Source organism: Candidatus Caldatribacterium sp. (assembly GCA_014359405.1).
GTDB classification, from domain to species: Bacteria; Atribacterota; Atribacteria; order Atribacterales; family Caldatribacteriaceae; genus Caldatribacterium; species Caldatribacterium oleiphilum.
In genome coordinates, this window is the sequence record JACIZN010000068.1 from 1 (window position 1) to 10,375 (window position 10,375).

Sequence of the window (10,375 nt, forward strand, 5' to 3'; positions counted from 1 at the left end):
AGACTGCGGAGGAGGCCTCGGCGTACGCCGTGGCCTTCCTTCCGCGGATGCGGATGTACCGTGGTCTTGAAGTTGTGATTTGTCCCCCATTCACTGCCCTTCCGGTCCTGTGCAACCGCTTCCGAGGTACCCAGGTGCAGCTTGGGGCCCAGAATGTTCACTGGGAGCCCCAGGGGGCCTTTACAGGTGAAGTTTCGGTACGCATGCTCCAGGAATTTGGGTGTCGGTACGTGATTGTTGGGCATTCGGAGCGGCGACACATCTTCCGCGAAACTTCTGAAGAGGTTGGTCTCAAAGTGAGGACACTATCTGTGTGGGGAATTTCCCCGATTCTCTGCGTAGGGGAGACGCTTGAGGAGCGGGAGAGAGGGAAAACCTACGAAGTCGTTCAGGAGCAGCTCCTCAAAGGGATTGAACATCTCTCTCCTGAGAGAGCCCACGCCCTTGTTATTGCCTATGAACCGGTGTGGGCTATTGGGACTGGAAGAGCGGCAACTCCCCAGGATGCTGAGGAGGTCATCCGGTTCATACGGGAAGAACTTGCCCGCTACTTCAACCCGAGTACGGCTGAAAGCATCCGTATTCTCTACGGAGGCAGTGTGACCCCGGATAACGTCTTTTCCTTCGTGGTCCAGAAGAACATCGACGGGACACTTGTGGGCGGGGCGAGTCTCGACCCTTCGAAATTTCTGGCGATTGTAGAGGAAACGGAACGAGCATTCCTTGAGAAGAGTAAAGGGGTTTGAGTATGGAAGCGTGGATGGTTGTTCAGATTGTGATTTCGGTGCTCCTCATTCTTGTGGTTGTGCTGCAGCCTCGAAAGTCCGGCGTTGGTGGAGGGATTTTCGGAGGCATGACTCGAGCAGACCGGAGTGCTAAGTTTAAAGCCCTCCCAATACTCAGCAAACTCACCGTTGTCCTTGGGGTGGCACTCATGGTTTTGTCTCTTGCCTTTTCCCTCCTCCTTGCTCGGTAGGGGGATTGGTGATGCAGCGGCCGTGGATTACCTCTCTTGAGGAGGTAGCAGCTTTCTCCCCGGGGAAGGGGAGACGCTTCTATTCAGCCACGCACGAGGAAATCCAGAAAGGGTACACGACGGATGTTTACTTCGTTACCGCTCAGGAAATCCTTCGCCATTTGAGGCTTGCCGACACAATTGTGACCGCGGAAGTTTTTCCTCGCCGTGCTGGTGTTCTCTGCGGTGTTTCGGAAGTCCTCAACCTTCTTGCTGAGAGCAATGTCGAGGTATGGGGTCTTGAGGAGGGGGAGGAGTTTTCGGCAAAGGAGGTGGTCATGCGTATTCGAGGACCGTATTCGGAATTCGGGATTTTTGAAACGCCACTTCTTGGGATACTGGCCCACAGCTCCGGCTGGGCCACGGCCGCCCGGGAGTGCAAAAAAGCAGCAGGGGACAAAACGGTCATCTGTTTTGGTGCCCGCCATGTGCATCCTGCAGTGGCCCCGGTTCTTGAGCGAGCGGCTCTTGTTGGCGGCGTGGATGGTGCAGCATGTATTCTCGGAGCGAAACTCTTCGGCAAGGAACCGGGAGGAACTATTCCTCATGCGGTTATCCTCATCGTAGGCGATACGGTGATCACTGCCAAGGCCTTTGAGGAGATTGTTCCACCACAGTACCCACGCATTATCCTCGTTGATACCTTTAAGGACGAAGCTGAGGAGTCTCTTCGGGTAGCCAAGGTTCTGGGGGAGAGGCTTTCTGGAGTTCGGTTGGATACGCCTGACGAGCGGGGAGGGGTGACTCCAGCACTCGTGGAAGAAGTTCGGGAACGGTTGCGGCAGGCAGGTTTTGCCCATGTGAAAATCGTTGTCTCAGGGGGGTTGAATCCCGAGAAAATCGCCCTTTTGCGGGATAAGGCAGATGTTTTTGGAGTAGGGAGCTACATCAGCAGTTTCCCTCCCATTGACATGACCATGGACATTAAGGAAGTGGCCGGACAAAACGTGGCTAAGAGAGGGCGAATTCCGGGTCTCATACCCAACCCTCGTCTGAAGCGCTTGAAGTGAGGAGGTGCACCATGAAAAGATTTCTTTTTACCCTGAGCTTTGTGCTCCTTGTGTTTTTGTGCGTGCCGTTCGCGTTCTCGGAGGTCAAGAATCCCGATACCTATATCTACCTCTCTATCGGGGAGCCGGACACTCTCGACCCTCATTACGCGTACGATACGGCAAGTGGCGATGTTATTGGCGCCGTGTATGAGAACCTCATTGCGTACAAGGGAGAAAGCGTTACGGAATTCGTCCCTCGCCTGGCAACGGAAGTTCCCACCGTGGAGAATGGCCTTATCCGGGATGGTGGGAAGACGTATGTCTTCCCTATCCGGAAAGGGGTCAAATTCCACAACGGTAACGATTTGACTCCTGAAGACGTTGAGTACAGTTTCGAGCGGGGCATTCTTTTTGACCCTTATGCAGGACCTATGTGGATGCTCATAGAGGCACTCTTTGGATACGGAACCCTTGAGGATTTTGTTCAGGACAAGGTAGGAATTGCGTGGAGCGATATGGTTGATGAGGAAGGGAATCTGAAGAGCGAAGAGTACCGACAGAAGCTCATCGACTTCTACAACACGTACATCGACCCGGCTGTCGAGGTAGAGGGGGATAACGTAGTTTTCCACCTTGTTCGGCCCTTTGCGCCATTCCTGAGCATTCTTGCCCAGAACTCAAGCTGGAGTGCCATCCTTGATAAGGAGACTTGCATCTCCCTTGGCCTTTGGGATGGACAGGCGGATGGATGGTGGAAGTACCACAACTGGAAAAAGGAAAAAAGCCCTCTCTACGAAAAGGCCATTGGTACTGGCCCCTTCAAGCTCCTTGAGTGGGACAGAACCCAGCAGAAGGTGACTCTGGTCCGGAACGATGAGTACTGGGGAGAGAAGCCGAAGCTTGCCAAAGTGATTATCTGGGGTGTCGATGAGTGGAGCACCCGGCGTTCCATGCTCGAGAAAGGAGATGCAGACCAGATTACGACCCCACTCCAGTACCTCGACCAGGTGAAAGACTTACCGGGAGTTGTCATTCGGGAAGGTTCCCGGCTCACCATTACTGCCTTGCATTTTAACTGGAGTGTGGCAAAGGACAGTAAATACCTCGGCAGCGGAAAACTCGATGGCGAGGGTATTCCTCCAGACTTTTTCAGCGACGTACATGTGCGAAAGGCCTTCTCGTACGCTTTCGACTACGATACCTTTATAGAGCAAGTCCTTAAAGGATACGGGCATCGCGTGCCTTCTGTCATTCCAAGAGGGCTTCTTGGCTTTAACGAGAATCTCCCCATGTATCCCTTTGATCTCGAAAAGGCAAAAGAAGAGTTCCAGAAAGCCTGGAATGGAGAGGTTTGGGAGAAGGGATTCAAGCTGACGCTCCTCTACAACACAGGAAATGAAGCGCGCCAGACGGCTTGTGAAATGCTCAAAGAGCACATCGAATCCCTGAACCCGAAGTTCAAGATCGAGGTCCAAGGAGTCCAGTGGCCAACGTACCTCGATGCGTACCGGCAGAGGCAGCTCCCGGCCTTCATCATTGGATGGCTTGCTGACTATCCGGACCCCCACAACTTCATCTTCACCTACTACCACAGTAACGGTGCATACGGAACAACCCAGGGAGAATTGTTCCGAAAGTTTGCCCAGGAGAACCTGGATGCGCTCATTGAGCAGGCGATTGAAGAAACCGATCCCGGTAAGCGGCAGGCACTCTACGAGGAAATTCAAAAGATTGCCTATGAGAATGCCTTGGGGATACCGCTCTACCAGCCGGAGGAAGTTTACGTCATGCGGAGCTGGGTTAAGGGCTGGATGTTCAACCCCATGCGTCCTGGAGAAGCTAACTACGACGGTATCTGGAAAGAGGAGTGAGGTGGTAGTGTACTTGGGCTCCAGGGGGCTATAGCTCTCCTGGAGCCTGGTCGAAAATCATGATTTTCTACATTCTTCGGCGTCTGCTTTTTCTTCCTCTGACTCTTTTTGGTATTTCTCTTCTCCTTTTCCTCATGATTGGTCTTCTCGGACCGTACCAGCGTCTGGCTACCTTTATCAACAGTCCCGAGCGATTGAAGGGAGTTGACGTGGATAGGCTCGTGGAACTCTATGGGCTCAATGACCCCCTTATCATCCAGTACGGTCGGTGGTTGAAAAACCTTTTCCAGGGAAACCTTGGATGGTCCTACGTGGGGAAAGAGCCGGTGCTCTCGGCAATTCTCAAGCGTTTTCCATACACTCTGGAACTCACCCTCTTTGCTGCCATTCCTATCATCCTTCTGGGAACGAACCTTGGAGTTCTTGCGGCACTCCACCACAACAAACCCCTGGATCACGGGTTGCGAATTTTTGCAGTGGTGGGATGGTCATTTCCTGATTTTGTTTTTGGGCTCTTTGTGCTCCTCGTTTTCTATGGGACCCTTGGATGGTTTCCGCCGGGAAACTTGAGCGTCTGGGCAGAGGAAATCGTTAAGTCCCCGTACTTTCGAAGTTTCACGGGCATGCTCACCCTTGATGCCCTTTTGAATGGGCGGTTTGATATCTTTCTTGACGCTTTGCGCCATCTTGCCGGTCCGGTACTCACCCTAACGTACGTGGAATTTGCCTTTCTCCTTCGGATTACCCGTTCCTCTATGCTTGAGGTGCTCCGGAAAGAGTACGTCCGAACAGCCCGTGCAAAGGGGCTTGACGAGCGTGTAGTCATTCACAAGCATGCCAAGCGAAATGCGCTGATTCCTGTGGCTACGGTGAGCGGGCAAACCGTCATCGGCCTTTTGGCCGGGACTGTCATCGTGGAGACGGTTTTCAACCGGACGGGTCTTGGGAGCTTCATTGCCCTCGCCGCCGAGCAGCTTGACTATGCCTCCATCATGGGTGGGACCCTCTTTTTCGGGCTCATCCTCGTTATCGGAAATCTCTGTGTCGATCTCTCCTATGCATTCATCGATCCTCGGGTGAGGCTTGAGTGATGCGAGAGGAAACGAGGAAGGCGTTGCGGCGATTCTTCTCAAACGCTTCCGGGATTTTGGGGGTTGCTCTCCTTGGACTTTTCGCCTTTGTGGCCGTTTCGGCCCCCTTTCTTGCTCCCCCAAAACCTGGACGGGACCCATACTTCATGCCTGTCGTGACCTGGAGTGCTGATCCTATTCCACCTTCTCGGGAGCATCCTTTCGGCATTGCTGGGAAAAGGGATATCTTCTATGGTGTCGTGTGGGGGACGCGCACGGCTTTTCGAATCGGTATCATCGTGACCCTTGCCTCAACGGCTATCGGCCTTTTCGTGGGGTCCCTGGCAGGGTATTTTGGGAAACTTCTCGATGAGGTGCTCATGCGGGTAACTGATATTTTCATGGCCATTCCCTTTCTCGTTGCTGCCATGGTGCTCACCACTGTGCTTGGAACCGGCCTTGATAAAGTGATGATTGCCCTTATTGTCTTTAGCTGGATGTACCCTGCCCGACTCATCCGGGGAAACATTCTCCAGGTCAAGGAGGAACAGTTTGTCCTGGCGGCGAAATCTCTTGGGGTGAGTGACTTTGTTGTCATTCTCCGTCACGTTCTCCCTAACGCCATTTTTCCGGTGCTCATTCAAGCTTCCATGCGTATGGGGTCTCTGGTAATTACTGCGGCGGCTCTGAGTTTCCTTGGCCTTGGAGCACCCCAGGGGTACGCTGACTGGGGTGCGCTCCTCAACTATGCCAGGAATTGGATGCTCGGGGGATACGGGGCAACGTTCAAGTACTGGTACATGATTACTTTCCCCGGGGTGGCCATGGTGCTTTTCGTCCTTGCCTGGAATCTCCTTGGTGACGCCCTGCGCGATGCCTTTGACCCCCGTCTCCGGTGGTGATCTCTCATGCTCCTTGAGGTTCGGAATCTCCGTGTGTACTTCCGAAACGACGAGGGTCAAGAGCTCAAAGCTGTTGACGGGGTGAGCTTTTCTGTTCCCCATGGGAAGACTGTTGCCCTGGTGGGGGAGTCTGGATGTGGTAAGAGCGTGACATCTCTTGCGATTCTGCGTCTTGTTGAGGCTAACGGTCGAATTGCAGGGGGTGAGGTGCTCTTTGAAGGGAAAAATCTCCTCACCCTTCCGGAGAAGGAAATGCAGAAAGTGCGAGGCAAGGACATTGCCATTATTTTCCAGGAGCCTTCTGCAGCCCTCAATCCGGTGTACACGGTGGGAGAGCAAATCATGGAGGCTATTCTCCTGCATCAGTCGGTCTCTCGAGAGAGGGCCCGTGCTCTGGCGGAGGAGATGCTCCGTCTTGTGGGAATTCCCGAACCGAAGAAGCGCCTCAATGAATATCCCCATGAGCTCTCAGGGGGTATGAAGCAACGAGCCATGATAGCCATGGCGCTTTCCTGTCGCCCGAAACTCCTCATCGCTGACGAACCCACAACCTCTCTTGACGTTACTATTCAGGCGCAGATTTTAGCGCTTCTTCGGGATCTCCAGCGCCAAATCGGTATGGCTATTCTTCTCATCACCCATGACCTCGGCATTGTTGCCGATATGGCGGATGAGGTTGTGGTTATGTACGCAGGAAAGGTGGTCGAACGGGGATCGAAATACGATATTTTCAAACACTGCCGCCACCCGTATACCCTTGGGCTTTTGCGTTCTATTCCTCGCCTTGATATTGAGCAGGAAACCCTCGAAACCATTCCTGGCTTTGTACCGGATCCTCTCCATTTCCCCGAGGGCTGCCGATTCCGGGGCCGTTGTTTCCTTGAAGATGAAGCCTGTCTTGCTGAGCCTCCAGAAATCTCTCTTGGTAACGGGCACGTTGTGTACTGTCACCACGTTGCCTCTTTCGCCGAGGTAGCCTATGGGAAGCGGTGAAGTTCTCCTTCGCGTCGAGAATCTGAAGAAGTACTTTCCTCTCCGGGCAGGGGTCTTCAAGAAGGTTGTAGGATGGGTTAGAGCAGTTGATGGAGTGAGTTTTGAGGTATTTTCGGGGGAAACCCTGGGAATTGTGGGAGAGTCGGGATGCGGCAAAAGTACCCTGGGGATGACCATTCTCAGGCTCCTTGAGCCCACTGGGGGGCGCATCGTTTTTGACGGGCAGGATATCACGAGGCTTCCCACTTCGAGGTTGCGGCAGATTCGAAAAGACATGCAGATGATTTTTCAGGATCCCTTCAGTTCCCTCAATCCTCGTATGACGGTTCAGGCCATTCTCGAAGAAGGGCTCAGGGTGCATCGTGTCGTTCCCCGAGAAAGAATGCAGGAAGAGGTGGCGGGGCTTCTTGAACGAGTCGGCCTTTCCCGGGATTACATCCGGCGTTTTCCTCATGAGTTCTCGGGAGGGCAAAGGCAACGTATCAGTATCGCTCGGGCCATTGCCCTTCGTCCACGCCTTGTGGTTGCTGATGAGGCCCTTTCCTCTCTCGATGTCTCCGTGCGGGCCCAGGTTTTGAACCTCCTCCAAGAACTTAAGAAAGAGTACTCCCTCACCTACCTTTTCATATCTCACGACCTTGCCGTAGTTCGGCAGATTTCCCATCGGATTCTCGTCATGTACTTGGGAAAAGTGGTGGAGCTTGCCCCCAAAGGGGAATTCTTCACCCGTCCCCTTCATCCATACTCTGTGGCCCTCATTTCGGCGGTTCCTGTTCCTGATCCCGATGTGAAGCGGACTCGCATTATCCTGCGGGGGGACGTTCCGAGTCCTCTTCGACCTCCCTCGGGATGCCGTTTCCACACCCGTTGCCCCAAAGCTCAGGACATTTGCAGCGAGGTTGAGCCACCGTTTCGGGAAGTGGAACTGGGGCACTTTGTGGCCTGTCATTTCCCGGGATGCTTGAGGTTGGAGGAGTGAGTTGACGGAGCATAGAGAATATGGTATTTTTTTCTACCGTCTACGAAGACTCACAGGGAGGCGATTCGTATCGAGGTACGGTACCGGGTGAACCATCAAATCGGGGCGCGTGAGGTTCGGCTGATTTCCCCTGAGGGAACACAAATTGGGATTGTTCCCCTAAAGAAGGCGCTGCAGATGGCAGAGGAAGCTGGTCTTGACCTGGTTGAGGTTGGTCCCAATGCCAACCCTCCAGTGTGCAAGATCATGGATTACGGAAAGTTCCGGTACGAGAAGGAGAAAAAGGCAAAACTTTCCCGTAAAAAGCAGAAGGTTTCAGAGCTCAAGGAACTCAATATGCGCCCCAAAATCGATGAGCATGATTACCAGGTGAAGCTCCGGAGTGCTCTCCGTTTTCTGCAAGAGGGAAACCGAGTGAAGGTTACTGTTCGCTTCCGGGGAAGAGAGTTGGCATTCCAGGAGCGGGGACAGGAACTTCTCCGGAGAATGATTGAGGACCTCAAGGATGTAGGACGGGTGGAACAGGATATCAAAAGAGAAGGTTCTTCACTCACCGTTACTTTAGCACCGAAGAAGTGAGGAGGATAGAAAGCCATGCCTAAGATGAAAACCCATCGGGGTGCAGCTAAACGCTTCAAAATCACAGCCCATGGAAAGATCAAGCGTTCGCAGGCAGGAAAGAGTCACCTCCTTGCCCACAAGGAGCGGAAGCGGAAACGACGTCTCCGCAAAACGGTAATTCTCACCCCTGTAGAGGCCAAAAGGATTAAGAGTTTACTCCCCTACGCATGAAGAGGTGAATATCCATGGCACGAGTAAAGACGAATGTAGCGTCTCGCGAACGGAAGAAGAAAATTATGAAAATGGCCAAAGGGTACCGGGGCGCTCGCTCTCGAGCCTATCGGAGGGCAAAAGAGCAGGTTATTCGGTCCTTGGCCTATGCATATCGCGATCGGCGGAATCGGAAAAGGGATTTCCGGAGGCTCTGGATTCTCCGCATCAATGCGGCGGTACGTAACGAGGGCTTGAGTTACAGCCAGTTCATGGGGGCGCTCAGAAAAGCGGGTGTTCTCGTGAACCGGAAGAATCTCGCCCAGCTCTCCATCGAAAATCCTGAAGCTTTCCAGAGAATTGTCGAAATTGCCAAAGCGCATTTGTGATTCCCCTTAAGGTGGATGCGATGATTGAGGAGATAGAGCAGTACTTTCGTGATTTCACCCAGGAACTTGCCCAGGTTACGACGCGGGATGAGCTGAACAGAGTAAAGGGAAAATACGCGGGTCGTAGGAGCAAATTTCCCTTTTTCCTCGAGCGCTTGAAGAGCCTCCCCCTTGAGGAGCGAAAGGTTGTGGGGAAAAGGCTCAACGAGGTGAAGGCAACCATTGAGATACTCCTCAAGGAGAAAGAAGCCGCGCTCCTTAAGGAGGAGAAAAAGAAAGATGTTCCCGACATTAGCCTTCCGGGAAGAAGGGAACCTCTTGGGGCCTTTCATCCCCTTCGTATTGTCATGGACGAAATCATCGCCATCTTTCGCTCTCTGGGATTTCGAGTTGAGGAAGGACCGGAGATTGAGACTGATTTCTTCAACTTTGAGGCCTTGAACATTCCTCGTGACCATCCTGCTCGGGATGCGCAAGATTCCTTCTACCTCGGAGAGACTTTCCTTCTGCGGACCCATACCTCCCCTGCACAGATAAGGGTTATGCAAAAGCTCACCCCTCCGTTTCGGGTTGTGGTGCCGGGGAAATGCTACCGCCGGGATGCTTTCGATGCAACCCACAGTCCCATGTTCCACCAAGTTGAGGGCTTGGTTGTGGCTCCAGGGATTTCAATGGGAGACCTCAAGGGGACCATTGAGGTTTTCGCCCGCCGCCTTTTTGGGGCCGATCGGAAGGTAAGGTTTCGCCCGAGCTATTTCCCCTTCACCGAACCGAGTGCGGAAGTGGATATATCGTGTGGCATCTGCCAGGGCGCAGGATGTCGGTCCTGTGGGCAGAAAGGCTGGCTTGAAATTATGGGGGCGGGTCTTGTGCATCCCCAGGTCTTTCGCAACGCAGGGTACGATCCGGAAAAAGTCCAGGGATTCGCTTTTGGGATGGGTATTGAACGCATCGCAATGCTGAAGTTTGGTATTCCTGATATTCGCTGGTTCTTCGAGAATGATGTGGCGTTCTTGAGTTCCTTCAAAGGTCTGGGGTAGAGAAAGATGCGTGTTTCGTACCAGCTGCTCCGACGGTTTCTTCCTGATCTTGCCCTTCGTCCTGAGGAAGTTGCGGCAATTTTTCTGAACCAGGGCTTTGTGGTGGAAACAACTTTCCCGGCCCGCGAACTCTTCGTGGGCAGGCTCTTGGCGGGGACGCTTGTGGAAGCCAGAAGGGAGGGTGCTCTTTCCCGCTGCACAGTAAGGGTTCGCTCGAAAACCTTTGAGGTTCTTGTCCATTCCTGGGGAGCGCCCGAAGTGGGAAGTAAAGTCCTCGTGGGTTTGGAGAATAACGTCTTTCTTTCCCTCCCTGTACAAGGTGAGCGAGAAAGAGAGGTTGCAGATTTCCTTGT

The 10,375-nt window shown here is 53.3% G+C and carries 13 protein-coding genes; all 13 read left to right on the plus strand.

Features of this window, described 5'->3' with window-relative positions:
- Positions 1–746, plus strand: a 746-nt coding sequence (locus tag H5U36_06410) for a triose-phosphate isomerase (GenBank protein ID MBC7217765.1), incomplete at its 5' end; no start/stop codon positions are given.
- Positions 747–748: 2 nt separating this feature from the next.
- Positions 749–976 (plus strand): preprotein translocase subunit SecG, encoded by a 228-nt coding sequence (gene secG, locus H5U36_06415; protein MBC7217766.1) that lies wholly within the window; start codon positions 749–751, stop codon positions 974–976.
- Positions 977–987: 11 nt separating this feature from the next.
- The gene (locus H5U36_06420; GenBank protein MBC7217767.1) at positions 988–2,025 is read left to right on the plus strand and encodes a nicotinate phosphoribosyltransferase; all 1,038 of its coding nucleotides are present in this window, start codon (positions 988–990) and stop codon (positions 2,023–2,025) included.
- A gap of 11 nt (positions 2,026–2,036) precedes the next feature.
- Positions 2,037–3,878, plus strand: a complete 1,842-nt coding sequence (locus H5U36_06425) for an ABC transporter substrate-binding protein (GenBank protein MBC7217768.1) — start codon at positions 2,037–2,039, stop codon at positions 3,876–3,878.
- Between the two features lie 59 nt (positions 3,879–3,937).
- Entirely contained in the window at positions 3,938–4,969 is a 1,032-nt protein-coding gene (locus tag H5U36_06430) for an ABC transporter permease (GenBank protein MBC7217769.1), read from the plus strand.
- A complete protein-coding gene (locus tag H5U36_06435; protein MBC7217770.1) occupies positions 4,969–5,850 on the plus strand; it encodes an ABC transporter permease in 882 nt (293 codons plus the stop codon). Before H5U36_06430 ends, H5U36_06435 begins: the two co-directional genes overlap by 1 nt.
- Before the next feature lie 6 nt (positions 5,851–5,856).
- Positions 5,857–6,843, plus strand: a complete 987-nt coding sequence (locus H5U36_06440; protein ID MBC7217771.1) for an ABC transporter ATP-binding protein — start codon at positions 5,857–5,859, stop codon at positions 6,841–6,843.
- Positions 6,830–7,822, plus strand: a complete 993-nt coding sequence (locus tag H5U36_06445; protein ID MBC7217772.1) for an ATP-binding cassette domain-containing protein — start codon at positions 6,830–6,832, stop codon at positions 7,820–7,822. Before H5U36_06440 ends, H5U36_06445 begins: the two co-directional genes overlap by 14 nt.
- A gap of 87 nt (positions 7,823–7,909) precedes the next feature.
- Positions 7,910–8,401, plus strand: a complete 492-nt coding sequence (locus tag H5U36_06450) for a translation initiation factor IF-3 (GenBank protein ID MBC7217773.1) — start codon at positions 7,910–7,912, stop codon at positions 8,399–8,401.
- A gap of 15 nt (positions 8,402–8,416) precedes the next feature.
- Positions 8,417–8,614, plus strand: coding sequence for a 50S ribosomal protein L35 (gene rpmI / locus H5U36_06455; GenBank protein MBC7217774.1), 198 nt, complete (start codon positions 8,417–8,419; stop codon positions 8,612–8,614).
- Positions 8,615–8,628: 14 nt separating this feature from the next.
- Complete coding sequence (rplT, locus tag H5U36_06460) at positions 8,629–8,982, plus strand: 50S ribosomal protein L20 (GenBank protein MBC7217775.1); 354 nt, start codon at positions 8,629–8,631, stop codon at positions 8,980–8,982.
- A 20-nt stretch (positions 8,983–9,002) separates the two neighbouring features.
- A complete protein-coding gene (pheS, locus tag H5U36_06465) occupies positions 9,003–10,022 on the plus strand; it encodes a phenylalanine--tRNA ligase subunit alpha (GenBank protein ID MBC7217776.1) in 1,020 nt (339 codons plus the stop codon).
- A 6-nt stretch (positions 10,023–10,028) separates the two neighbouring features.
- A partial coding sequence (locus tag H5U36_06470) for a phenylalanine--tRNA ligase subunit beta (GenBank protein ID MBC7217777.1) occupies positions 10,029–10,375 on the plus strand: 347 nt, incomplete at its 3' end.